Source organism: Mesorhizobium oxytropidicola (genome assembly GCF_056174625.1).
The window spans coordinates 1,964,159-1,987,851 of sequence record NZ_CM149692.1 but is presented as its reverse complement, the minus strand read 5'-3'; the positions used below and the strand labels follow the sequence as shown (position 1 = coordinate 1,987,851).

At 62.9% G+C, this 23,693-nt stretch carries 19 protein-coding genes and 1 pseudogene; 5 read left to right on the top strand and 15 right to left on the bottom strand.

Going from position 1 to position 23,693, the window contains the following annotated elements:
* Positions 1–35 precede the first annotated feature (35 nt).
* On the top strand, positions 36–1,622 hold the full coding sequence (amrB, locus tag AC0V8S_RS09950) for an AmmeMemoRadiSam system protein B (protein ID WP_475438596.1): 1,587 nt from the start codon (positions 36–38) through the stop codon (positions 1,620–1,622).
* Positions 1,623–1,782: 160 nt separating this feature from the next.
* Here amrB and AC0V8S_RS09945 read toward each other — a convergent pair whose 3' ends face one another.
* A complete protein-coding gene (locus AC0V8S_RS09945; RefSeq protein ID WP_475437574.1) occupies positions 1,783–3,609 on the bottom strand; it encodes an MORN repeat-containing protein in 1,827 nt (608 codons plus the stop codon).
* Between the two features lie 149 nt (positions 3,610–3,758).
* Positions 3,759–4,853: a trypsin-like serine peptidase gene (locus AC0V8S_RS09940; protein WP_183463207.1), complete on the bottom strand. Its 1,095-nt coding sequence runs from the start codon at positions 4,851–4,853 to the stop codon at positions 3,759–3,761.
* Positions 4,854–5,252: 399 nt separating this feature from the next.
* Between AC0V8S_RS09940 and AC0V8S_RS09935 the strand changes: the two genes are divergently transcribed.
* A complete protein-coding gene (locus tag AC0V8S_RS09935; protein ID WP_475437573.1) occupies positions 5,253–6,350 on the top strand; it encodes a S1 family serine peptidase in 1,098 nt (365 codons plus the stop codon).
* A 247-nt stretch (positions 6,351–6,597) separates the two neighbouring features.
* Positions 6,598–6,885, top strand: coding sequence for a GNAT family N-acetyltransferase (locus AC0V8S_RS09930; RefSeq protein WP_475437572.1), 288 nt, complete (start codon positions 6,598–6,600; stop codon positions 6,883–6,885).
* 114 nt (positions 6,886–6,999) lie between these two features.
* Here the strand turns inward: AC0V8S_RS09930 and mgrA are convergent, their stop codons facing one another.
* The 7 genes from mgrA to AC0V8S_RS09895 all read right to left on the bottom strand — a co-directional run bounded on the left by mgrA (position 7,000) and on the right by AC0V8S_RS09895 (position 14,521).
* Positions 7,000–8,046, bottom strand: a complete 1,047-nt coding sequence (gene mgrA / locus AC0V8S_RS09925) for an L-glyceraldehyde 3-phosphate reductase (protein WP_475437571.1) — start codon at positions 8,044–8,046, stop codon at positions 7,000–7,002.
* Positions 8,047–8,178: 132 nt separating this feature from the next.
* Positions 8,179–9,321, bottom strand: a complete 1,143-nt coding sequence (locus AC0V8S_RS09920; protein WP_475437570.1) for a Gfo/Idh/MocA family protein — start codon at positions 9,319–9,321, stop codon at positions 8,179–8,181.
* 11 nt (positions 9,322–9,332) lie between these two features.
* A complete protein-coding gene (locus AC0V8S_RS09915; protein WP_475437569.1) occupies positions 9,333–10,079 on the bottom strand; it encodes a sugar phosphate isomerase/epimerase family protein in 747 nt (248 codons plus the stop codon).
* A 75-nt stretch (positions 10,080–10,154) separates the two neighbouring features.
* Positions 10,155–11,255 carry an ABC transporter ATP-binding protein gene (locus AC0V8S_RS09910; RefSeq protein ID WP_475437568.1) on the bottom strand — a complete coding sequence of 367 codons (1,101 nt, stop codon included), beginning with the start codon at positions 11,253–11,255 and terminating at the stop codon, positions 10,155–10,157.
* Positions 11,255–12,190 (bottom strand): carbohydrate ABC transporter permease, encoded by a 936-nt coding sequence (locus tag AC0V8S_RS09905; RefSeq protein WP_475437567.1) that lies wholly within the window; start codon positions 12,188–12,190, stop codon positions 11,255–11,257. Before AC0V8S_RS09905 ends, AC0V8S_RS09910 begins: the two co-directional genes overlap by 1 nt.
* Positions 12,187–13,083 carry a carbohydrate ABC transporter permease gene (locus AC0V8S_RS09900; RefSeq protein ID WP_475437566.1) on the bottom strand — a complete coding sequence of 299 codons (897 nt, stop codon included), beginning with the start codon at positions 13,081–13,083 and terminating at the stop codon, positions 12,187–12,189. Before AC0V8S_RS09900 ends, AC0V8S_RS09905 begins: the two co-directional genes overlap by 4 nt.
* Before the next feature lie 181 nt (positions 13,084–13,264).
* Entirely contained in the window at positions 13,265–14,521 is a 1,257-nt protein-coding gene (locus AC0V8S_RS09895) for an ABC transporter substrate-binding protein (protein WP_475437565.1), read from the bottom strand.
* Between the two features lie 405 nt (positions 14,522–14,926).
* On the opposite strand from AC0V8S_RS09895, the gene AC0V8S_RS09890 reads away from it, so the two are divergent.
* Entirely contained in the window at positions 14,927–15,979 is a 1,053-nt protein-coding gene (locus AC0V8S_RS09890; RefSeq protein ID WP_475437564.1) for a LacI family DNA-binding transcriptional regulator, read from the top strand.
* A gap of 99 nt (positions 15,980–16,078) precedes the next feature.
* Here AC0V8S_RS09890 and gndA read toward each other — a convergent pair whose 3' ends face one another.
* The 6 genes and pseudogenes from gndA to AC0V8S_RS09860 form a co-directional block, all read right to left on the bottom strand.
* On the bottom strand, positions 16,079–17,506 hold the full coding sequence (gene gndA, locus AC0V8S_RS09885) for an NADP-dependent phosphogluconate dehydrogenase (RefSeq protein WP_475437563.1): 1,428 nt from the start codon (positions 17,504–17,506) through the stop codon (positions 16,079–16,081).
* Positions 17,507–17,652: 146 nt separating this feature from the next.
* Positions 17,653–19,265, bottom strand: a pseudogene (locus AC0V8S_RS09880) (copper resistance CopC/CopD family protein).
* 76 nt (positions 19,266–19,341) lie between these two features.
* Positions 19,342–19,860 carry a YcnI family copper-binding membrane protein gene (locus AC0V8S_RS09875; RefSeq protein WP_475437562.1) on the bottom strand — a complete coding sequence of 173 codons (519 nt, stop codon included), beginning with the start codon at positions 19,858–19,860 and terminating at the stop codon, positions 19,342–19,344.
* Positions 19,861–19,899: 39 nt separating this feature from the next.
* A complete protein-coding gene (locus tag AC0V8S_RS09870) occupies positions 19,900–20,439 on the bottom strand; it encodes a copper chaperone PCu(A)C (protein WP_475437561.1) in 540 nt (179 codons plus the stop codon).
* Positions 20,440–20,536: 97 nt separating this feature from the next.
* Positions 20,537–20,887 (bottom strand): DUF2946 family protein, encoded by a 351-nt coding sequence (locus AC0V8S_RS09865; RefSeq protein ID WP_475437560.1) that lies wholly within the window; start codon positions 20,885–20,887, stop codon positions 20,537–20,539.
* Positions 20,888–21,005: 118 nt separating this feature from the next.
* A complete protein-coding gene (locus AC0V8S_RS09860; protein ID WP_475437559.1) occupies positions 21,006–21,908 on the bottom strand; it encodes a GntR family transcriptional regulator in 903 nt (300 codons plus the stop codon).
* Between the two features lie 253 nt (positions 21,909–22,161).
* Here AC0V8S_RS09860 and AC0V8S_RS09855 point away from each other — a divergent pair, with 253 nt between their 5' ends.
* Positions 22,162–23,667 carry a UxaA family hydrolase gene (locus AC0V8S_RS09855; protein ID WP_475437558.1) on the top strand — a complete coding sequence of 502 codons (1,506 nt, stop codon included), beginning with the start codon at positions 22,162–22,164 and terminating at the stop codon, positions 23,665–23,667.
* Positions 23,668–23,693: the final 26 nt, after the last annotated feature.

Below are 23,693 nucleotides of genomic sequence, written 5' to 3'. Positions count from 1 at the left end.
CGAAAACTTCCCCACCCTTCTACGACGACGCCACGCTGTTCAAGGACGCCATCGCCAGCGTCGCCACTATCCAGCCCTCCAACCAGCGGCTGACCGGCATCACCGTGCCGCATCATCTTTTAGCCGCCGAACTGGTGGCGCTCGGCTTCCGGGCAGCCTCCGGCTTCCGCTACAAGCGCATCGTCATCCTGTCGCCGGACCATTTCCACAAGACGCACAAGCTCTACGCCACCACTGTGCGCGGCTTCGACACCGTGCTTGGCCCGGTCGCGGCCGACACCGAAGCCGTGCGCCTTCTGGAAGCGCATGGCGACATGGTCGAAGAGTCCTGCCTGTTCGACAAGGAGCATGGCGTGCGCGCCATGCTGCCGTTCCTGCACCACTATTTCCCGGAGGCGAAGATCGTGCCGGTGGCAATGTCGGTGAAGGCGAAGCGCGGCGACTGGGACAGGCTGGCCGAGGCGCTGAAACCCCTCGTCGACCAGGACACGTTGATCGTCGAATCCACTGACTTCTCGCACTATCTGCCGCAGCATGACGCCAGGCGTTTCGACCAGCAGACGCTGAACATGCTGGCCGCCGGATCGCTCGACGGCATAGCGGCACTTCGCCAGCCAGATCATGCCGATTCCGTCGGCGCGCTCTACATCCAGACCAGGCTGCAGCGCGAACTGTTCGGCGCCCAGCCGCTGGTGATCGCCAACGAGAACTCGCAGGAACACACGTCCGACTATGTCGAGCGCACCACCAGCTACGTGGTGGCGTTGTTCGGCGCCTTTGGCCCCGGCTTCAACAACCCCGCGCGGCCAAAGGACAGGATCTACTATCTCGCTGGCGACGTGAATTTCGGCCGCGCCATGAAGAAGATCCTGGTCCGTGACGGCGTTGCCGACAAGATCGTCGACAGCGTCCTGGCGCTGACCGGATCGCGGCCGCTCATCGTCAATCTCGAAGGCGTCATCCTGCCCAACGTGCCGGAAGCGATCGACGACATGACGCTGGCCATGCCGGAAGACCTCGCTGCCAGCATGCTGAAGCGGCTGCATGTCGCCGGCGTCAGCCTCGCCAACAATCACGCCTATGATCTCGGCCCGTCCGGCTATGCCGAGACGCTGCGCGCCCTGGACGAGGCCGGCATCCCGCATTTCGGCCAGGGCGAGACGCTGGCGCTTGCCGATCTCGACCTTGTCGGCCTGACCGACATCGACACCAACGGTTCGAAGAACACCGACCTGTTGACCCCTGCCTTGCTTGACAGGCTGCTGCACGAAAATGCCGAACGGCCGGTCGTCGCCTTCGTCCACTGGGGCCGCGAATACAAGACCGAACCGTCGGCGCGCGAAGACATGCTTGCCGATCAGATGCGGTTGCGTGGCGCTTCAGTCATTGTCGGCGGCCATCCGCATGTATCGAGCGAGGCGATCGTCCCGCTTGCCGGCGGCGATGTGGCGGAGGTCTATTCGCTCGGCAATTTCCTGTTCGACCAGAGCGCAGAGCGCTCGTCCGGGATCGATGCTGGAACTGCGCGTCTTCGCCCAGGGCACGATCTTCACCCGCCTCATTCCGCTGCCCAACTATTTCGAGATGGGACGCAAATAGGCGACTGCCGTTTTTCGACGTGAAGGTGTGTTGAGATTCAGGTCAGGCCAAAACGGCTGATGCCGAGAACCGGAGCGGAGCGTACTTTTCGTACGTGAGCTCAGTTCTACTGCGACGCAGTAGAACGGGGAAGCGCAGGTATCGGCCGTTTGCAGACCGGCCTCACCTGAATATCAATACACCTTAGCCGCAGCCGGCCATCTGGCGGGGCAGATAGCACGCCGCCGGCTCGGTCTTGGTCTCGAACAGCGACTGCTTCGGCCGGAAATAGAAGAAGGTCACCGGCTTGCTCTCGCGCACGCTGCCGTCGGCAAAATGCGCGGCGATGCTGAAACTGTGGATCGACGACATCGCCGACCACATTTTCAGCCGCGCCGTGTAGGCGCTGACATTCTTGTTGCCGCGCACCGGCATGGCGATCGTGTAGTTCTGCTTGCCGATCGGGAATTCGATGTTCTGATAGCGCATCGCTTCCGGGCTGCCACCGCCGCCATCGCCGCATTCGGCCATCGATTCAGGGGTCTCGAAGACCGCCATGGTCATCTGGGCGCGGAAGGGCTCGCTCTGCTGGTAGACATTGCCCTGATCGTCGGCCCAGGAATAGTCCAACTTGCCGATCGCATTCAGCGTCATCGCCTGGTTGAAATTGCCGAGATAGTCGCCAACCTCGCCGAACTTGATCTTGTTGGTGAGCTGGCTGCGGCAGACATTGAGACTGTCGACCGAGGGACAGGGAAAACGCCCCGTTTCCAGGCTCGCCGTATCGACGCCGGCCTCGTCGAGCACGCTCTTGATCGACACGTCGACGCCGTCGCCGAAACCGCCTATGTCCTTGGTGAACATGCGGCTTGGCTGGCCGGTCGGATTGCCCTCCTCGTTCACCGTGGTGAACTGGATAGACATCTTCATGTCCTTGGCGTCGCCCCAGCCATTGTTGACGATCGAGAAGTCCGGCCGGAAGCCGATGCAGCCGAAATGTTCCGAGATCGACAGCATCGGCTTGCGGTAGGCATCGCTTGCCGCGACCTTCATTTCCAGACTGTCGAGCTTGACCCTGGACTCGTCTGTCGTCTTCAGGTCGACCTCGGCAAAGGCCGGCGTGTCCTCCCAATCCGGACCGTCATAGACATTGGTGGTGTTGACCGTTCCGGTGCCGTTCCAGGCGTCATTGTAAAGATTATCCGCGGGATAGATCGCGATGTCCTCATCCCGCACCAGATGCTGGTATTGTGTCTGGGCCTGCTGCGTCATGCGCTGGTCCACGATGACGCCGATCTCGACCTTGTCGGCATCGCCACCGCCGGCCTGAGCTTTGAGCAGGCCACCGACCCTGGCATCGGCCAGAACGTCCGGGCGCGAACCGCCGACTTCCTTGCCCATCACCCATTGCGATTCATAGACCGTACCGCCAGCAAGCCGGGTCTGGCCTTTGCCGTTCTTCAGCCCGTCGACAAAAGAGCCGGCAAAGATCTCGCCTGTCTTCGACAACAAACGGCCCTCGCCATTCGGGATGCCGTCAACGAATTGGCCTTCATAGCGATTGCCGTCGGCATCGATATGAATACCTTTTCCGTCGAGTTCTCCCGAAAGCCAATGGCCGTCGAAAACCTCGCCTGAGCGCAGTTCGAGCCGGCCTTGCCCATCGGGCCGGCCGTTCCTGACATCGCCGAAATAGCTGGAATAGACGGTCTTCGGGTCATAGCTCGCCGAGCCACGCACCCGCCACACCAGCCTGCCCTTGCCGTTGATGGTACCATCCTCGGCGATCGTCTTGTCAGGCGACTGGCCCGCCGCCGGTTCCCAGACGAAGTCGAGGTTCTCTTCCGGATGGAAATCCCAAACGCGGACGGTCCTGCGCAGCACGGAGCGTGTGTCGGCCTGGTAGAGGATCTGCACGCGCTCCGCCCAGGCGCCGCCGACAGGGGCGGGATCGGCGAAAGCCGCCGAAAGCATCAGCGTGGCCAGCATCGATACGGCCGCGACCCCGAACACTGCCCTTGCCCGCGCCATCCCTTGAGCCCCTTGGATGCCTCGCCCCCTTGGCTAGGCAAGCGTAGTCGGGGTGCCTGCCTGGTGCAAGAGAAGCCGTGCGGAAGGATCGGCACGAAAAAAGGCGGCGGGATTGCTCCGCCGCCTTTTTGTAACCGCGCGTACGCGTTTTATTTGTACAGGCTGTTGATCCACTGGACGTTGGCGGCGTTCAGGCGCACGGCGGTGTTCGCTTCGGGGCTTTCCGCCACGTTGACGCCGGTGATGATGCGCTGCTTGGACTTGGTGTCATAGGCATAGACCGAGCTGCCGCTCGACCCCGGGAACGTATCGCAGTCGTACTGGAAATATTCCGGAGCGATGTTCTCGGCATGCACTTCGCAGCTTGCCTTCCACATCGTGCCCATCGGCTTGTCGCCGGGATAGCCGACGAGGTTGGCGGTGAAGTCGCCGAGATCGTCATAGTTGGCGTAACCCAGCCAGCCGAGATTGGTGCCGACATCCTGCTTCAGTGTGATGATGCCGAGGTCCCACGGGATCACCGAACCGTAATAGCCCTGGTAGTTGTCGATGAAGCCCTGCAGCACATAGGCGCTCTCATAGGTGAAGGCGCCGAACGGTGCGTCGTCGGCGGTGCTGCCGTTGAGGCCCGGCACGAACAGGTATTCGGAGAGCCAGTCCTTGTCCTCGTGACTGTAGAGGCAGTGCGCCGCGGTAAGCACGGTGCGCGGGCCGATCAGCGTCGCCGAACAGCTGCCATAGCTGCCCGTCTTTGCCGATTTGGCTTCGAGATAGCCGATTGCCGAGAACGGATAGGTCTTGGTGTTCTTGACCTGCTCGCGATCGTCGGGGCCGAAAACCTGGCGGCCGGCTTCGCCTTCGCCAAGCCCGGGGTCTTCGGTCTTGCGCGGGCCACCTTCAGCTCCATTGGCCGGCGCGTTCAGTTCCTTGATGATGAGCTCGCGCAGAGCTTCGCTCGGCTCGATCTTGATCTCCTTGCCATCGGCGGACCGTCCGACGATGCCATAGGATTTGACAGCCGTCTTCTCGTCGGTAAGCGGCGCGGCGCGGCTGTCTTCATCGGTAAGTTTCGGTGTCGTGATCGGTTTTGCCCGACCGGCCTTGAAGTCGCCTGAAGTAACGTCCCGCATGCTTTCGCCATTACCGGCACTGGCGGAACCAGGGTCGGCGGCGAAGACCGGGACCGTCCACATTGCGGTGGAAAGCAATGCAGACGCAATGAGTGCGTTTGTCAGTTTTGTCATGGTGAGACTCTCCCAAAAGTCAGCAAGGACTGGATCAAAATACAGAAATATTGTCGAGATCGTGGTGGTACCGAAAAAATGGTTAAGGCAATCGGCGCACGTACCGGATCGTTGTTTGCCACGGTCAATCTAAGCCCCCGCCAAAAGACCCTATCGCGACATACTGCCTAAAATAATCCTAGATTGGCAATGACAAATCGCTTCCACGTAGCCCGTGGGGGGCTATAGGATTTTGTGCGGGTTCTGCTCGCGGGCACGGTTAGCAAAAGTGGGATTCGGTTTTGTGACCGATCGCGCGCCGTTTCGATACGGCACGCGTGCGGATCGCCGAACTGGCAGCACCTCGTTGCACAATGCCCGGCGTCGATCCGCGCGGGAGAATTGTCTCAGGAGGTTCAGGTGCACATCACAAATCGGTTCGGGCCAATCGTTGCCGCATCGCTGCTTGGCATTGCCGCTGCCGTTACTTCAATCAACACCGGCCGGGCGGATGAAAACACCGCAAGGCCCGAAGCGGCGGTCTCGCCGATGCAGCGGGTGACCGAGGCCAGGGCCAAGGCAGCGGCGGAGAACCCCGACGGCGCCGACCGGGTCTATGGCGGCAACCAGGCCGAAAAGGGCGCCTATCCTTTCCAGGTCGCGCTGCTCACCACCGCCAGGCTGGACGAGAACCCGGCCTCGCAGGCCAATGCGCAATTCTGCGGCGGCAGCCTGATCGCGCCGCAATGGGTGCTGACGGCGGCGCACTGCCTCAACGACAAGGGCAAGCCGATCTCGCCTGATGCGGTCACCGTGCTGACCGGCGCCACCGACCTCAGCGAAGGCAAGCGCCACAAGGTGCTGCAGGTCATCGTCAACGAGGGCTACAGCGAACAGACGCTCGACAACGACCTTGGCCTGCTCCGGCTTGCCGAGCCGGCCGATGCGCCGACCATCAAGCTCACCCATGACGCGACCCCCGACACCGGCAAGACCACCGTCACCGGCTGGGGCAAGATGCAGGACGGGACATTCCCGACGACGCTGATGGTCGCCGACCTCGATCTGCAGCCGAACAGCGCCTGCAACAGCGGCATCAAGGCCATCTATGCGCATGATCTGAAGGCGGCGCTTGGCGATCTGTCCCACCGCATGCGCTATTCGGAAAAGGGCATCGATGCCGCCGCCAACGCGATTGCCGCCGACATGACCGACCCGCTGACCGGCAACATGATCTGCGCCGGCACCACCAGCGGCGTGCGAGACGCCTGCAACGGCGACAGCGGCGGCCCGCTGTTCATGACCGGCGCCGGCGGCCCGGTCCAGGTCGGCGTCGTCAGTTGGGGCGAAGGCCCGGCCGACGGCAGTGCGGCCTGCGGCCACAAGGACGCCTATGGCATCTACACGCGGCTGGCCAATTACGGCGGCTGGATCGAGGCGAAGATGAAGACCCCTGCTCCGGCGCCGGAAAAGCCGAAAGCCGGGCTTGGCACCGCCCAGAAGCCCAAAACGCCCTGACGCCGGCGCGCTCCCGGGAAAAGCGCGTGTCTGCCACCTTCACCGTCAGGCGCGCCACACCGCAGGACGAAGCCGGGGTAAGCGAGTTGCTGCTCGCTTCCTACCCCGGCTCGATGCGCACCGCCTACGATCAGGCCGTTCTCGAAGGCGCGCTGCCTTTGATCACACGCGCGAACCCGGCACTGCTTTCTTCCGGCACCTACTATCTCGCGGCAAATGACGATGACCTTGCCGTCGGCTGCGGCGGTTGGTCCCGGGAACTGCCAGGAAGCTCCGAGGTGACACGCCCGCCCTCGCGCATATCAGGCATTTCGCCACACATCCCGAGTGGCTGCGTCGGGGGATCGGACGCGAATTGTACCGACGTTGCGCGGAAGATGGCCGGTCGTCCAGCGTGCGTCGTTTCGAATGCCAGGCCAGCCTCAACGCGGAGGGGTTCTATGCCGCTTTGGGTTTTAGAACGGTGAGGCGGATCGAACTGCGCATTGGCCCTGGGCCGATGTTGCCCTCCATCCTCATGGAACGGGCCATCTGAGGAAATCAACGGCTGGCCACGACCCGCCAGTGGGTACGCTCCACTCCCCAGCGCCATTTGGCAACAAACGGCGAGAGAGACCCCCGCCGTTTGTTGCCGGCTTGTCGGACAACCCTATTTCCTCGGCGGGCCTTTGCGCTCGGCGGAGGCCGCCCACAGATTGATGTCGGATTCGCGCGCGTAGCTGTCGATCTCGGCCAATTCGGCATCGCTGAAGTCGAGCACCTTCAGGGCACCGACGCAGTCCTCGACCTGCTCGGGCCGGCTGGCGCCGATCAGCGCCGACGTCACCTTGCCCTTGCGCAGCACCCAGGCCAGCGCCATCTGCGCCAGCGTCTGGCCACGCTTGCCGGCAATGGCGTTGAGCGCCTTGATGTTGGCGATGGTGCGGTCGTTGATGAAGGCCGACTTCAGCGACTTGCCCTGCGAGGCGCGGCTGCCCTCGGGGATGCCGCCGAGATATTTGTCGGTCAGCATGCCTTGCGCCAGCGGCGAGAACACGATCGAGCCGACGCCGAGCCCTTCCAGCGTGTCGAGCAGGCCGTCTTCCTCGACCCAGCGGTTCAGCATCGAATAGCTCGGCTGGTGGATGACGCAGGGCGTGCCGAGCTGCTTCAATATATCGGCGGCTTCGCGGGTGCGCTGCGAATTGTAGGACGAGATGCCGGCATAGAGCGCCTTGCCCGAGCGCACCGCATGGTCGAGCGCGCCCATCGTTTCTTCCAGCGGCGTGTCGGGATCGAAGCGGTGCGAGTAGAAGATGTCGACATAGTCGAGCCCCATCCGCTTCAGGCTTTGGTCGAGGCTGGCCAGCATGTATTTGCGCCCGCCCCATTCGCCATAGGGTCCCGCCCACATCTCGTAGCCAGCCTTGGTCGATATAATCAGCTCATCGCGATAGGCAGAAAAATCGGTGCGCAGGATTTCGCCGAAAGCGGTCTCGGCCGAGCCGGGCGGCGGTCCGTAATTGTTGGCGAGGTCGAAGTGGGTGATGCCGAGATCGAACGCCTTGCGGGCGATCGCCTGCTTGGTCTTGTGCGGCGTGTCATTGCCGAAATTGTGCCACAGCCCGAGCGAGATCGCCGGCAGCTTGAGGCCGGAGCGCCCGCACCGATTGTAGATCATTTTCTCGTAGCGGTTTTCGGCGGCGATGTAGGGCATGGGAAATCCTTAGGGATGAGGCGGCGCGGGGATCGCCGGAAGGAACGATTGAATCGATGCTCGCCCTCTCCTTACCCCCTCCCCGGCGAAACGGGGAGAGGGAGATTTGAAAATTATCGATAATCGCCAGGTCTACTTTTTCTTGGCCAGCAACTCCTTGGCTGCCTTGACGCCGAGTGCGGCCGGCCGCTCGCAAGTGGTCTGCATGGCGACGAATTTTCCCGTCTCGCCGGAACGCAGGATGCCGGTCATGACATCGACGGCATGCAGCGCCAGTTCCATCGAACAGCGGTGCGGCCGCCCCTCGACGATCGCCAGCGCCATGTCGGCGAGGCCTGATGTGCGGTAATTGGCCATCATGCCTTGGCCGTGCATCTCATTGGGCACGCCAAGCGGATGCTTCCATTTCGGCAGTTTCTTGACCGGCTTGCCCTCTTCGGTGAAGCGCACGTCGCCGCCGAAGAAATTCGGATCCGGCACGAACACCGTGCCCGCCTCGCCATAGAGTTCCATCGGTGCGTGGCCGTGAGCCCAGACATCCCAGCTGGTGTTGAGCGTCACCACGGCGCCGTTCTCGAACTCCAGCAACCCATGGATGGTGGTCGGCGTGTTGACCGGGATTTTTTCGCCCGCGCGCGGTTTCGATGAAATCGTCCGCTCCTTGGCAGGGGTTGTCGCGAAAGCCGCCACCTGCTTCACCGGCCCGATCAACTGGATGAGATTGGTGATGTAGTACGGCCCGATATCGAGCACCGGTCCGGCGCCCGGCTGGAAGAAGAAATCCGGATTGGGGTGCCAGTGCTCCATGCCGTGGCCCATGACATGGCAGGTGCCGCTGGTGATCTTGCCAAGCTTGCCCTCGTCGATCAGCTCACGCACCAGCTGGTGCGCGCCACCGAGGAAGGTGTCGGGCGCCGAGCCGATGCGCAGCCCCTGCTTCTCGGCCCGCGCCTTGAGGTCCTGGCCCTCCTTGAGCGACAGCACGAAAGGCTTTTCCGAATAGACGTGCTTGCCGGCGTCGAGCACCCGTTTCGACACCTCGTAATGCACGGCCGGTATCGTCAGATTGACGATGATGTCGATGTCATTGGCCTTGAGCAGGTCCTCGACAGTCTCGGCGCGCAGCTTGAACTCCTTCGCCCGCGCCCTGGCCGCGTCCATGTTGATGTCGGCGCAGGCGCGCATCTCGATGCCGCGAAACAGCGGCGCCAGTGAGAAATACGCCTTCGAGATGTTGCCGCAGCCGATGACGCCAATACCCAGTTTCTTTGCCATGATGATTGTTCCTAGTAAGCCTTGACGGATGCGAGCGAGCGGCGGGCGAAGCGCTCGATGTCGTTGGGGTTGTCCTGTTCCATGACAAAGTACTTTGCCGCGCTCTTGGCCCGCAACAGTTTGATCAGGCCCGCCCAGTCGATCGTGCCATGGCCGACATCCGACCAGCCATCCTCGTCCAGTCCTTCGCCCGGCCTAGCAATGTCCTTCACATGCACGGCGACGATGCGCTTGCCATGCTTTTCGATCCAGGGCAGCGGATCGGCGCCGCCACGCACCACCCAGGCAAGGTCCATCTCCCAGCCGATAGCGGGGGCGGCAGACAGGATGTGATCCTGCGGCACCGAGCCGTCGGCGAGTGCCTTGAACTCGAAATCATGGTTGTGCCAGGCAAAGCCATAGCCCGCCTTCGAGGCGACGTCGCCGACCTTGGCCAGGCGTTCGCCGAAGCCGCGCCAGCCGGCGGCATCGGACGGCCTGTCCTCGGCCATCAGATAGGGGCAGATCAAAAGCTTGATGCCGAGCGCTTCGGCTGTCCTGCGCACGCCGTCGAAATCCTTTTCCAGCGCATCGATGGAGAAATGCCCGGTCGGCATGGAAAGGCCGTTCTTATCGAGTTCGGCGCGGAAAGCTTTGGGATTTTCATAAACGCCGCCGAAGCCTTCGACTTGCGTGTAGCCGAGCTTGCCGAGTGTGGCGAGCACGCCTTCCCAGGGCTGGAAGTTGCGGGCGCTGTAAAGTTGGAATGACCAGTTCATCGTCTTTGTCCGTTCTGCTTGTGGGTGGGTCTCTTGGGGGATGGATCTCTTGGGGGGACGGATCCTGGGGGAAAATTAAAGGCGGTTGCCGGTTTCGGCATCGAACAGCGAGGCCCGCATCGGGTCGAAACCGATGCTCACCGCATCAGCATTGCTTGGCGTGCGCTCCGATGTCACCCGGACGGTGAAATTCTGCTTGCCGAGCTTCAGCCAGACCAGCGTGTCGGAGCCCATCGGCTCGACGACTTCGACATTTGCGTCAGCCGTAAACGGCCAGCCGGTGCCGCTGTTGAAGGCGACATGCTCGGGCCGCATGCCGAACACGGCCGGCCCCGGCACCGGCTCCTTCTCGAAGGCGTAGGTCGCGAGCGGGATGCGCACATCCTCGACGACGAAGTGCCAGTCGCCCTTGTCCTTCTCCAGCCTGCCGTCGATGAAATTCATCGCCGGCGAACCAAGGAAGCCGGCGACGAAACGGTTGACCGGGCGGTTGTAGATGGTCTGCGGCGCGTCGAGCTGCTGGATCACGCCGCCCTTCATCACCGCGATGCGGTCGGCGAGCGTCATCGCCTCGATCTGGTCGTGGGTGACGTAGATCATGGTGTTCTGCAGTCTGCGATGCAGCAACTTGATCTCGACGCGCAGCTCCGAGCGCAATTTGGCATCGAGGTTGGACAGCGGTTCATCGAACAGGAAGACGTCGACATCGCGCACCAGGGCCCGCCCGATCGCCACGCGCTGGCGCTGGCCGCCGGAAAGCGCCGAGGGCTTGCGTTGCAGCAGCGGCTCGATCTGCAGAATCTCCGCGGCGCGCGCGATGCGTTTGGCGATTTCTTCCTTGGGCAGGCCCGCGACCCGCAGGCCGAAGGACAGGTTCTTCTCCACCGTCATTTGCGGATAGAGCGCATAGGACTGGAACACCATGCCGATGCCGCGATCCTTGGGCTCTTCCCAGGTGACGTTCTTGCCCTTGATGAAGATGCGGCCCTCGGAAACGTCGAGCAGGCCGGCAATGCAGTTGAGCAAGGTCGACTTGCCGCAGCCGGAGGGGCCCAAAAGCACGACGAATTCGCCTTCGGCGACATCGAGATTGAGCGTCTTCAGCACCGACACCGCGCCGAAATTCAGCGACAGGTCCTGGATCGATACGCTGGTACCGTTTTGCGTCATATCCATCAGCCTTTCACCGCGCCGGCGGCGATGCCGCGCACGAACCATCTTCCGGAGACGAAGTAGATGATCAAAGGTACCGCCGCCGTCAGAATGGTGGCCGCCATGTTGACATTGTATTCCCTCACGCCGGTCGTGGTGTTGACGATGTTGTTGAGCTGCACCGTCATCGGCCAGTTGGACCGGCCGGCAAACACGATGCCGAACAGGAAATCGTTCCAGATGCCGGTGACCTGCAGGATGACGGCGACGACGGTGATCGGCACCGACATCGGCAGCATGATGGAGAAGAAGATGCGCCAGAACCCCGCACCGTCGACCCGCGCCGCCTTGAACAGCTCGACCGGCAGGGCTGCGTAGAAATTGCGGAACAGCAGCGTCAGGATGGGCATGCCGAAGATCGTGTGGACGATGATGATGCCGGGAAGGGTCGCAAACAGCCCGACGGAGCTCAGCCCGATGATCAGCGGATAGATCACGACCTGATAGGGCACGAAGGCACCGAAGACGAGCAAGCCGAACAGCAGATTGGCGCCCTTGTATGGCCAGAAGGTCAGCGCGTAACCGTTGATCGACGCGCAGATGATCGAGATGATCACGCTCGGCACGGTGATCTTCAGCGAATTGTAGAAGCCGGGGCTGAGGCCGTTGCAGTCGCGGCCGGTGCAGGCATGGAGCCATGCGTCGGCCCAGGGCTGAAAGGTCGGCTCGGCCGGAAGGCTGAAAAGATGTCCCAGCCTGATCTCCGGCATCCCCTTCAGCGATGTGACGATCATGATGTAGACCGGGATGAGGAAGAAGAGAGCAGCAATGACCAGGAATACGTAGATCCCGATACGGCCGGGCGATACGCGCCGCGGTTTCGGCCCGAAGGGCGCCACGCCGGCCTGATCCGGCGCGTCCTGGACGGGTTGAATTGCGGTGATCTGGCCGGCGGTCATACGCGCGCCTCCTGCCGGCGATTTCGCCGCCACAGGACAAGTCCGCTGAAACCCAGAACGACCAGCACCGGCAGCAGCATCATCGTTGCCGCGGCCATGCCCTGGCCGACATTCTGACGGACGGTGATGAGCTGGATGACGTAGACCGCCGGCATCGATGTGGCGATGCCGGGGCCGCCGCCGGTCATGGCAATGACCAGATCATAGACGCGCACCACGCCGACACATTGCAGAACGAAGGCGGTGGCGAAGGCGCCCTTCATCATCGGCGCGACGATCGACAGATGCGTGCGCCATGTCGGGATGCCGTCGACCCTCGCCGCTTTCCAGATCTCCTCGTCGACGCCGCGCAAGCCGGCAAGCAGGATCGCCATCGTCACGCCCGAACCCTGCCAGATGCCCGCCACGACCAGCGCGTAGATCGCGGTGTTGGCATCAACCAGAGGGGCGAAGCTGAAGCTCGACCAGCCCAGATTGCGCATTGCCGCCTGCAGGCCGAGATTGGGGTCGAGCACCCATTGCCAGACGAGGCCGGTGACGATCAGCGACATGGCGAAGGGATAGAGGAAGATCGAGCGGAACAGGTCTTCCTGGCGGATGCGCTGGTCCATGAAAACGGCGAGCAGATAGCCGAACACCATGTTGCAGCTGATCGACATCAGGCCGAAGAACCAGATGTTGTTGACCGAGACCAGCCAGCGGCTGTCGGCCCGAAGGCGCCTGTACTGCGCCAGGCCGACGAAATCGTAGGTTGGGAAGAGCTTCGAACTGGTGAAAGACCAGAGCACCGAGAAGCCGATACCGATCACGAACACGCCGACGGCAACGAGAATCATCGGTATCGTGCCGATGACGGCGGGCAGGTGAAATCTCTGCCTCCAACTCCTCTGCATCGTCCGTTTTTCTCCGCTTCTACCGACACGCTGGCCATCTGCCGGCGCGCAAGCCAGCCTTCCGAACCGCCACAGCTTCCGATCCGGCGATTGTCAGCCCGCCGACAAAGCCTTCTTGCTTGGCGAGCGAGTTAGGCCGAGGCGCCGCCGCAAGTGCGGCGCCTCGGATGCTGATCGGCTCCTAGTCGGAATTGCCGATGATGGTGGCGAACTTCGCGGTGGCGTCGTCAGCCGTCATGGTATCGTCGGCGAAGAATTGCGCGACGAGTTCGTTGAGCTGCTGGTTGGTGTTCTCGGTGATGAACCGGTTCGTCGCGGTGACGATGTTGGCCGGGTCTTCCACCGCTTTCAGCGACTTCTGCATGCACGGATCGGCCGTCGACATGTCGACATCGCCACGCACCGGCATCGACCCCTTGGCGTTGTTGAAGGCGACCTGCACCTCCGGGCTGATGAGCAGTGCGGCAAGACGCTTCTGCGCTGCCTCGACATCCGGATTATTCTGCTTGAAGAAGACAATGATATCGCCGTCAGTGCTGACCACCGGCTTGGCCTCGTTCAGGCCGATCATGCAGCCGAAATCCTTGACGCCGGTCATGCCGGCGGCCGCGAATTCGCCGCGCGCCCAGTCGCCCATCACCTGAAGTCCCGCCTTACCGGTGATCACCAGATTGGTGGTGTCGTTCCAGTTGCGGTTGGCGTAGCCATTGTCGGTGTACTGCTTCAGCGCCCTCAACTGCGTGAAGACGCCTTTCATCTCGGGGCCGCCGGCGATTTCGGCGCTCTTCTTGGTATACATCTCGTCACGCTTGGCGACACCGAGAGCCTCGGTGACCATGTCCTGGAAGAGCAACTGGATCTGCCAGCCGTTTCCGTCGCCGCCGATTGCGAAGGGAATGAAGCCGGCCTCCTTGATCTTCGGCGCGGCCGCGATGAAATCAGCCAGGCTCTTCGGCTCCGGCACACCGGCTTTCTCGAACACCGGCTTGGAATACCAGGCCCAATAGTTCGAGTGAATGTTGACCGGGACGCACCACCAGTGGCCGTCAACGAGGCAGGCGCTGCCGATCGCCTTCGGTCGAATGACCTGATCCCACTTGCCGGCGGTCGCGATGTCGGTGAGGTCGAGCAGCTTGCCGCCCGAAATCAGTTCCTCGTACTGCCGACCGGGATTGAACTGGGCCGCACCGGGCGGATCGCCGCCGAGCACGCGCTGCATGACGGTCGAGCGGGCGGTTTCGCCCAGAGCAATCGCGCTGTCCACCCACTTGTCGCCATGGCCGTCATTGTCGAAGGCCTTTGCGAACTGCGAGACCGCTGCCGACTCGCCTTTCGACGTCCACCAGTGGATGACTTCCAGGTCCGCGGCCCTGGCCGGGACGGCAAACTGCAGCGCGGCCGATGCTGCCAGAGCAGCGGTCAAAATCCTGTATCGCATTTCGGTTCCTCCCAGAATCTGAAACGTTACAGATTTTGGATAAGGCAATTGCAGGGATGACGCAACCCTGAGCAGGCGGCCTGTCCGATATTTTTTCGAGTCGCGAATAAAATACGCCATCGACCATCTCGTTGTGCGTCGCAATATGAGCGATCGCAGCGCAAAACAAACAGTTCAGCTGCGGAAGCCGGAAAAATGGGGCTGGCAGGCCCCTTCGCCTTGTATTCCCAAGATAAATCACGATCCCGTGTCCGCCTGCCTGTTCGCCAATGGGCGATCGAGATTGGCAATCTGTAACGTTTCAGTATATTGCCAACTTCGCCGGGTTTGAAATTGTGCGATGCCGCAAATTGCGGCGATTGCCGACCCGCCCTGCGACTGCTATGCGCCTGATGGGCGGGACGAATGGACAAACGGCGTACGGAAAAGAACGACGAGACGTCGGCCAAGGAGCGGCCAACGCTGAAAACGCTTGCCTTCATGACCGGGCTCGGCGTCACCACCGTATCGCGCGCCCTGAAGGACGCTCCGGAGATCGGCGCCGAGACCAGGCGCCGCGTCCAGCTGGTCGCCAAGCAGATCGGTTACCGGCCCAACCGCGCCGGCGTGCGCCTGCGCACCGGCAGGGCCAATGTCATTAGCTTGGTACTCAACACCGAGCGCGAGATCATGAGCTTCGTCTCGGACATCATCTACGGCGTTTCGGAAGTGCTGGCCGACACGCCCTATCACCTGATCGTCACGCCCTATTCGCGCTCACAGGATCCGCTCGACCCCATACGCTATCTGGTCGAGACCGGTTCCGCCGATGGCGTCATCATTTCACGCACGCAGCCAAATGATGCCAGGGCTCGCTATATGCTGGAGCACGGCATTCCGTTTGCCACGCATGGCCGCACCGACATGGGGCTGGTTCATCCCTATCATGATTTCGACAATCACGCCTTCGCGGTCGAAGCCGTACGGCGCCTTGCGAGCATGGGACGCCGCAAGCTCGCTCTGCTGACGCCACCCGTCGGACTGACCTATCACGGCCATACGGTCAACGGCTTTGCCGATGCGCTGAGCGAGGTCGGCGCCAGCGAGATCCCGTTCAGCACCGTATCGATCGACCATTCGATCGAGCAGATCAGGACGAGGACCGCGCAGCTGATGCGTCGCGATGTCAGGCCGGACGGTTTTGTCAGCAGCGCCGCCGCCGCCACGCTCGCGCTCGTCGCCGGCATCGAGGATGCCGGCCTCAAGCTTGGCCGTGACGTCGATATCGTCTCCAAGCAATCATCGGACCTTTTGCATCTGTTCCGGCCCGAACTGCTGATCGTCAACGAGAACTTCCGGCTGGCGGGCTCGGAGCTTGCCCGCTCGGTTCTCGGCTGGATCGGCGGCGCAGCACCCGGCTCGCTGCAAAGTCTCAGCGTGCCAAGCGAAGTTCTGGCTTACAAGCGTTCCACGGACTAGAGCAATTCCAGGAAAAGTGTGAAGCGGTTTTCCGTCCGGAATTGCGTCAAAAACAAAGAGTTAGAGCGGTTCGCCGTTTCCGCGAAACGGCGAAATGCTCTAGCCCGCAGCGCCGCTGCCCCACGGGCCGTGGAATGCGCCCTGCTCGCCGATGCGTTCGAAGCCATGCGCACCGAAGAAGTCGCGCTGCGCCTGGATCAGGTTCGAGGTGCCGCGGCCCTGGCGATAGCTGTCGAAATAGGCAAGTGCCGAAGACAGCGCCGGCACCGGCGCACCGGCTTCGGAAGCCTTGGCCACGATACGCCGCAGCGACGGATGCGCCTGCTGCATCAATGAGATGAAAGCCGGCGCCATCAAAAGATTGGTGGAAGCGCCGCCGCTGCTGAACGCCTCGGCCATCGTGTCGAGCATCTGCGAGCGGATGATGCAGCCGGCGCGCCAGATCCTGGCGATGGTCGGCATCGGCAGGTTCCAGTTGAACTCCTTTGAGGCGCCGCTCATCACCGCAAAGCCTTGCGCGTAGGCGGCGATCTTGCCGGCGAACAGCGCCAGTTCGAGGTCGTGCAGCAGAGCGTCCTTGTCGCCGGAAATTTTCGTCACACCGATGTTGCCATAGGCCTTTTCCGCCGCCTGTCGCTCGTCCTTGATCGACGACAGCACGCGCGCCGCCACCGCCGCCTCGATCGCGGTCGCCGGAATGCCAAGCTGCTGCGCCTCGATGACTGACCATTTGCCGGTACCCTTCTGGCCGGCGCGGTCGAGGATGATGTCGACCACCGGCTTGCCGGTCTTGGGATCGTCGGCGGCCAGCACCTTGGCGGTGATCTCGATCAGGTAGGAATTGAGCCGGCCCTTGTTCCAGTTGGAGAACACCGTGCCGATCTCTTTCGGCCCCATGCCCAGACCATCACGCAGGATGCCGTAGATCTCGGCGATCATCTGCATATCGGCATACTCGATGCCGTTGTGGATGGTCTTGACGAAATGGCCGGCGCCATTGGTGCCGAGCCAGGCGGCACAGGGCTCGTCCTTGAACTTGGCCGAGATGGCGGTCAGCACTTTTTCGACCCGCTTCCACGAATCCTCGGTGCCGCCGACCATGATCGATGGGCCGTGGCGCGCACCCTCCTCACCGCCGGACACGCCCATGCCAATGAAGGTCAGGCCCGAGCCGGACAGTTCGGAGAAGCGCCGCATCGTATCGCGGAAATTGGCGTTACCGGCATCGATGACGATGTCGTTGTTGGACAGCACGCCGCGCAAGGCTTCGATCTGTTCATCGACCGGCTTGCCGGCCAGCACCATGATGATGATCGGGCGCGGCGGCCGGATCGCGGCGGCAAGTTCTTCCAGGCTGTAGCAAGGGACAACCATGTCCTTCAGCGCGCCGGCATTCTCGACAAAGGCGTCGGTGCGTGCCCTTGTGCGGTTGAAGACGGCGATGCGGTGCCCGTGTTCGGCAATGTTGAGCGCCAGGTTGGAGCCCATCGTGCCAAGGCCGATCAGGCCGATTTCGGCTTTTTCCATCGTTTCTTCCCTGCTTTCGGATCTTGTTGGTTGGAGCCCGCGATTTGGCGGGATGATTGACGGGCCTTTCGGGCCGCGTCAACCGCCTCGCCGAATTGTGTTGCAAGCAAGACACCCGGCCGCTTGGCAAGCGGCCATATAGGCCATCACGGCCTGATGTCCACCGGCGCCTCGATCTTCACGATCTCGAAATCCGAAACCAGGATGTCGATGCGCACTGTCCAGCGGCCGGGAACCGGGATGACGAGGTTGTCGACACGCCAGCTGCCATCGCCGGGCTTGGTCGCCGCGCGCTTTAGCGGCTCGATGCCGGAATCGGATTTCGACAGCACCAGCGTCACTTCCTTGGCGTCGAGCGGCCCGAAATCGCCGGTCATGATGATCATCGAGGCGGCGACCGGGCCGGCATGGCCTGGCGTGATGCTGAGATCGGCCATCGCCTGCAGCGCGTGGATGTGGACCGAAACAGGCTGCGCCGCCGCGATCGCCAGCGCCCGCGGCGGCGGCGTGAAGCGCCAGCCCGCGGCAACGCCGAAGATCGCCAGCACGATCAGCATTTCGACGCCGATCGAGCGGGTGAGCCTGCGCTGCACTTCCGTTGCTCCCGCCTCGGCCGAGGCGGTGAGTTTCCAGCGATTGACGGCGGCGAGCGTGAACAGGAAGACCAGCAGCGCAAGCTTGACCAGCAGCAACCGGCCATAAGCGGTGCCGATCAAGGCCGAGGGCGTCTGCACCTGGATGACGGCGAGCACGATGCCAGCCACGGCAAGCATCGCCACGACAGGCAGGATCGCTGAGGAGAATCGGCGCAGGAAACCGACGGCATCAGTCGTTTGCCGCTTCAGCGCGAGACCGAGCGGCACCAGGGCGCCGGCCCAGAAGGCGATGCCGACGCCATGCACGAACACCATCGGCCGCGTCAGCCATTGCGGCTCGGCCGCACTGGCGTGGCCGCTGGCTGCAAGCGCGACGCCGACGCCGGCAAGGCCGGCAAGGGCAAATGGCTTGGCGAACACACGCGGCCCGGCCAGCGACAGCAGACCGAGCCCAAGCGCAATCAGGGCGACCAGCACCGCCCAGCCGAAGCTGGTGCCAAGCCCGGTCCGCCAGATCACCGGCTGCGCCAGATGGGAGAGTGGCGCCCCGAGCGCGTCAAGACCCTGAAAGCCGAGTGACAAGGGTGCCGCCACCAGGCAGCACAGGATCGCGGTCGCGACAAAACGCTGACCGGTCCGTCCGTCGCCCGCGAGCCAGGCAAGGGCAAAAGCGCCGCCAACCCCGAAGAAGAGGCCAATGTAGAGAAGGACCTTGCCGATCCAGACCGCTGACCGCAGCGGCCAGTCGACGGCTTCGGACACGGCGGGCGGTTCGCTTGGCGCGCCAATGGAAAACAGCAGCGAGCCGCCGACCGGATGGCCGTCGGCGGAAATGACGCGCCAGCTCAGCACATGCGTGCCGGATTTGAGCGCTTGCGGATTGTCGATCTCGACCGTCTGGTCGGTGAGGCGGAAGGATGTCAGCGGGACAGGCGTGCCATCGGGCCTCACCAGGGTCAGCACCAAGGGTGAACCGGCTCGCTGAAGGTCAGCGAGAATTGCGTCGGAGCCTGCGTCAGGACCGCACCGTCGGTCGGATCGGTCTTGATCAGCGCGGCATGGGCAAAAGCCTGATCTGTCGATGCCATGACCATGAGCCCCACGAGCAGGGCCAGCAGCCCGCCGGCGATCCAGCCGACGAACTTGCTGTTGGTATCGACCATTCGAGAGGATATTGCGGTCATGCCATGCCACGGGGATGCGGCGCGCTCCGCAAGCAGAGCGCGCCAGGGGAGAAAGCTATTTCTTCGGCGTGAGCTTGATGCCGGGCGCCGGGTTTTCGAGCGCGTCTTCATCCTGCCCGGCCGCCGGGATTTCGATCCAGCGGTCGGCGGCATCGCCGCATTCCTGCACCACCGGGAAGTAGAGCTTCTGGCCGACGGGCATATCCGCCATCAGCGTCGCGCGGAAGACAAACTCGTCGTAGAATTCATCCGGCAGATTGCTGCCGCTCCAGTCGACTTCCTTGACGCCGTCGGTCACCGCCTGGCCATAGAGCTGGTAGGATTTTTCATATTTGCCCTTCTTGGTCTGCAGCGTCCAGCCGGGTTTCGGCATCGGCTTGACCGCGATCACCCCCTCCGGAATCTGCACGCGCACGGCGGTCGTCGCCTTGCCGTCGCAACCATGCGGCACGCGCAGCACAGCCTTGTAGGTCGAACCGACCGCCGCTTCCTGGGTTTCGAGCGTGATGTGCGCAAAGGCGGCATTCGTCCCCAGCACGAGAATCGCGCCGGCTGCCAAAAGATACTTGTTCATGATGGTCCCTCTAAAATCTTGATCGGTACGATGGCCGGTTCAGTCGTTGTCTTCTTGAGGCGCCGCGCTGCCCATGGCCTGCACGGCGAATTTGATCGTCACCGTCCCGGCCTTTTCGAAGGTCAGCGTGGCGGCGAACATCTCGCCTTGCTTGGGTGGCTGCTTCAAATCCATGAACATCACATGATAGCTGCCGGGACCCAAAACGACCTTGCCGCCGGCTGGAATCTCCAGGCCGCCGACAACGGGCCGCATGGTCATGACGCCGTCCTTGACACCCATCTCATGCAGTTCGGCCTTGTCCGAGATATCGGAGGAAATCGACAGCAGCCGGTCCGGCGCGCTGCCGTTGTTTGTAATGGTAAAATAGCCGCCGGCCACCTTGGCGCCGGCCGGCGTGGCGCGTGACCAGGGATGGCCGATCTCGATATCGCCGACCTTGAACTCATGCGCCAGGACGGACTGGGCGCCGACGAGCATGATCGCCAGAGCCAGCGCGGCCATGCCGAGATGCTCCTGGAAGCGGGACAGAGTGCGGCTGAACAGCGTGCCCGCCGCTGTGGGGGAAGAATGGGACATGGTTGCTCCATGAAGTGATGATCGCGCCGTGGCCGGTCGCGAGCCGTTTGATCTTTGGATGGGTGCGCCCGCGAAAGGTTCCGACGGGCAAAAGGGCTCAGGCCGCCGGCGGCGGCGCGCGCGGGTTCGACGGCGAGCGTTCGCGCGCGAAGTCGAGATGAATGCTCGCCGGAAAGACGAAGGCGACCGCTTCAACGGAAAGGCTGCCCAGGGCCAGACCGGCATCGGGCGGCGGCGCGAAGGCCGATGAAAACATGCCGCAGCCAAGCGTGCAGCAGGCCGGCAGATGGGACGGGTGCTGGTCACCGCCGGGAAGCTGGGTGGCGCCATCGCGGCTACAGATGACGTTGCCGAAAGCGTCGAGCTGCGCGGCATTCGGGCCGGTGCCGAAGGCGCCGAGCGTCGACTGGAGCAACAGCAGACAGGCCGCGACAAGCGCGGCCGGCATGCTCCAGCGTCTCCCCCGGCGGTTCAAGCCATCTGCCTCTTCAAGCAATTCCTGGAAGGATACGTATCATGGCCGCGGCAGGTCGAAAATCGCCAATTCGATGCTGCGGCAACGCGGCTCAGGATTTTTGCGGCGGACGGCTTTCCGGTATCGATGTCAGCAATGTCTGCCTTGCCGACTTCAGGTGTTTACGGCAGGCGGCGTCGACCTTGCCGAGATCGCGTGATTTGAGCGCCTCGATATAGGCAAGATGCTCACCGATCGCGACTTCGTTGCGCTCGCGCTCCTGCGCCTTGTTCCACTGGTAGTGGTAATGGAAGATCATCGCGATGACGTCATAGAAATCGACGATGAAGCGGTTGCGCGAGGCACGGTGAATGAGCCGGTGGAAGCGCTCGTCCAGCTCGGAAAACGCGTTGAAGCGCGTGGCGATCTCTCGTGCCAGCTGCCGGTGTTCGTCCTCCAGCCGTTCGAGATCGGCCCACACCGGGCTGTCCGTCGGCAGAGCGGCGAAGGCAGCCGCCGAGCGCAATTCGAACATCTCGCGGATCTCGGTCAGTTCGAGCGCGAAGGCCCGCGTAAAACCCTTCAGCACCCAATGGCTGTTGCGGCGCTTCTCGATCAGGCCGAAGCGCGAGAAGCGGATCAGGAACTCGCGCACGCTGGTGGTGCCGACGCCGATCTCGCGCGCCAGTTCAAGCTCGTTGATCTGCATGCCGGCCTCGGCGCCGCCGGCGAGCAGGCGCCGCATGAATGAGCGCTCGATGATCTCGGCCAGCGTGTCGGTCTCTTCCTCGGGGAAGAAGTCGTCGGGACGCGGGTCGCGCAGCACCGTCTTGGCGCGCTTGTTCCAGGCGATCAGCCCGGTTTCCTCCATGCGCGCCAGGATGCTGCGCACGGTGGTGCGGCTGACGCCGAGCAGTGTGCCCAGTTCCGGTTCCGACGGCAGGCTGCGCGTTTCGTCGAGCAGCCTGAGGCACCTGTTGTAGGCGTCCTTGTAGACGTTGTTGCTCTTCGACATCCCCTGACCCAACCATGCCGGCGCTTGCGGCGGCCGGCTTGAAGCGCAATATGACGTTCCCGTGACCCTGAGAAGCAGGAATCGCTTTCGCCGGGGTCCGGTTCATTGTTTGCAGCGCCACCACACACCCGGGGCACGCGGAACGCTCGCGAAAAAACAATTGACGCAAAACTGTTTTTTCACGATAAAAGACATTAACTCTTAACAGGCGCGTGTCAATCAGCGCATCCCAGGATCACCCAGGAAACCGCCCGTGAACGTCTCGAACACCATTCTTCTGTCCCCCGCCGACAATGTCGCCGTTGCCAATGGCCGCATCGAAATCGGCACTGCTCTGCCGGGCGGCGCGCTTGCCTCCGCAATCATCGAGCCCGGCCACAAGGTGGCGATCAAGCCGATTGCCGCCGGTGAAGCCGTGGTCAAATACGCCCAGGCGATCGGCCGCGCCACGCAGGACATCGCACCCGGCGAACACGTTCATTCGCACAATCTGGTGTTCGAGGCCGGTCGCCTGCCGGTGGTGCCGCCGAGCGAGGCCGAGCACGCAACCGAGGCCGACCGCGCCCGCACGTTCATGGGTTATCGCCGCGCCGACGGCCGCGCTGGCACGCGCAACTTCATCGGCATCATCGCCAGCGTCAATTGCTCGGCCACCGTCTGCCACTCCATCGCAGACACCGCCAACCGGACCTTGCTGCCGAAATATCCCGGCATCGACGGTTTCGTACCGATCGTCCACGGGCAAGGCTGCGGCATGAGCGGTACTGGCGACGGCATGATGGTGCTGCACCGCACGCTCGCCGGCTATGCCCGCCACCCGAATTTCGGCGGCGTGCTGATGGTCGGCCTCGGATGCGAGGTCAACCAGCTCACCCTCTACGGCCAGAAAGGTGCGGCTGCCGGCAAACGCCATTTCAACATCCAGGACGCCGGCGGGTCACGCAAATCGGTGGAAAAGGCGATGGGCGTGCTGGCCGAAATCGCCGAGGAAGTCGGCCAGTTGAAGCGCGAGCCGATCCCGGTCAGCGAGATCGTCGTCGGCCTGCAATGCGGCGGCTCCGACGGCATGTCGGGCATCACTGCCAATCCGGCGCTGGGCGCGGCTGTCGACATACTGGCCGGCGTCGGCGGCATCGGCATCCTCTCCGAGACCACGGAAATCTACGGCGCCGAGCACCTGCTCGCCTACCGCGCGGCGACGCCCGAGATCGCCAAGAAGCTCGACGGCTATGTGAAGTGGTGGGAAGATCACGTCGCCAAGCATGGCGCTTCGATCGACAACAACCCGTCGCCCGGCAACAAGCGCGGCGGCCTCACCACCATCCTGGAAAAGTCGCTGGGCGCGGTCGCCAAGGGCGGCCAGACGCCACTCAATGGCGTCTTCGGCTATGCCGAGAAGGTCACCGGCAACGGACTGGTGTTCATGGACACGCCCGGTTACGACCCGGTCTCGGCCACCGGCCAGGTCGCCGGCGGCGCCAATGTCATCGTCTTCACCACCGGTCGCGGTTCCTGCTTCGGCTGCCGGCCGACGCCGTCGATCAAGGTCGCCACCAACTCGACCATGTATCACCAGATGGAAGAGGACATGGACGTCAATTGCGGCGTCATCGCCTCGGGCGAAAAGACCATCGCCGGCATGGGCCGCGAAATCTTCGAACTGATCGTCGAGACGGCTTCCGGCCGCAAGACCAAGAGCGAGGATTTCGGCTATGGCGACAACGAGTTCGTGCCCTGGCATCTCGGCGCGACGCTCTGAATTCAACGCATATGTGGTAGAACTGC

Coding starts and splice junctions, on each gene's coding strand:
- AC0V8S_RS09945 (WP_475437574.1), bottom strand. CDS start 3,609: ATGGCGCGGGCAAGGGCAGTGTTCGGGGTCGCGGCCGTATCGATGCTG.
- AC0V8S_RS09940 (WP_183463207.1), bottom strand. CDS start 4,853: ATGACAAAACTGACAAACGCACTCATTGCGTCTGCATTGCTTTCCACC.
- mgrA (WP_475437571.1), bottom strand. CDS start 8,046: ATGCCCTACATCGCCGCCGAAAACCGCTACGAGAAAATGATCTACAAT.
- AC0V8S_RS09920 (WP_475437570.1), bottom strand. CDS start 9,321: ATGGCAAAGAAACTGGGTATTGGCGTCATCGGCTGCGGCAACATCTCG.
- AC0V8S_RS09915 (WP_475437569.1), bottom strand. CDS start 10,079: ATGAACTGGTCATTCCAACTTTACAGCGCCCGCAACTTCCAGCCCTGG.
- AC0V8S_RS09910 (WP_475437568.1), bottom strand. CDS start 11,255: ATGGATATGACGCAAAACGGTACCAGCGTATCGATCCAGGACCTGTCG.
- AC0V8S_RS09905 (WP_475437567.1), bottom strand. CDS start 12,190: ATGACCGCCGGCCAGATCACCGCAATTCAACCCGTCCAGGACGCGCCG.
- AC0V8S_RS09900 (WP_475437566.1), bottom strand. CDS start 13,083: ATGCAGAGGAGTTGGAGGCAGAGATTTCACCTGCCCGCCGTCATCGGC.
- AC0V8S_RS09895 (WP_475437565.1), bottom strand. CDS start 14,521: ATGCGATACAGGATTTTGACCGCTGCTCTGGCAGCATCGGCCGCGCTG.
- AC0V8S_RS09890 (WP_475437564.1), top strand. CDS start 14,927: ATGGACAAACGGCGTACGGAAAAGAACGACGAGACGTCGGCCAAGGAG.
- gndA (WP_475437563.1), bottom strand. CDS start 17,506: ATGGAAAAAGCCGAAATCGGCCTGATCGGCCTTGGCACGATGGGCTCC.
- AC0V8S_RS09875 (WP_475437562.1), bottom strand. CDS start 19,860: ATGAACAAGTATCTTTTGGCAGCCGGCGCGATTCTCGTGCTGGGGACG.
- AC0V8S_RS09870 (WP_475437561.1), bottom strand. CDS start 20,439: ATGTCCCATTCTTCCCCCACAGCGGCGGGCACGCTGTTCAGCCGCACT.
- AC0V8S_RS09865 (WP_475437560.1), bottom strand. CDS start 20,887: ATGCCGGCCGCGCTTGTCGCGGCCTGTCTGCTGTTGCTCCAGTCGACG.
- AC0V8S_RS09860 (WP_475437559.1), bottom strand. CDS start 21,908: ATGTCGAAGAGCAACAACGTCTACAAGGACGCCTACAACAGGTGCCTC.